Below are 332 nucleotides of genomic sequence, written 5' to 3'. Positions count from 1 at the left end.
GGACCTCGTCGCCGCCCGGGGCGCCCCGGCGGTGCTCAGGTCGGACAACGGGCCGGAGTTCATCAGCGAGGCGATGGCCGACTGGGCCGGCACCCGCACCGGCCTGTCCTACATCCCTCCGGGCTCGCCGTGGCGCAACGGGTACGTCGAGTCGTTCAACAGCCGGATCCGCGACGAGTGCCTCAACATCAACAGCTTCTACTCGCTGCTGCACGCACAGGTCATCATCGGCGACTGGAAGGACGAGTACAACCACCACCGCCGGCACTCCTCGCTCGGCTACCTAACCCCAGCCGAGTACGCTCGGCAGTGCACCCATCAAATGGAAACCG

The 332-nt window shown here is 66.9% G+C and carries 1 protein-coding gene; it reads left to right on the top strand.

All coding sequences use genetic code 11. The annotated features are described in order from the left end of the window. Nucleotides 1-332 (top strand): integrase core domain-containing protein (locus tag ACFI33_RS11820; protein ID WP_145992799.1); only part of this gene is annotated, 332 nt, incomplete at both ends.

The organism is Micrococcus sp. PSi08 (assembly GCF_054960655.1).
Note: the sequence above shows the minus strand (reverse complement) of the source record. Positions and strands in the feature narration are given on the sequence as shown.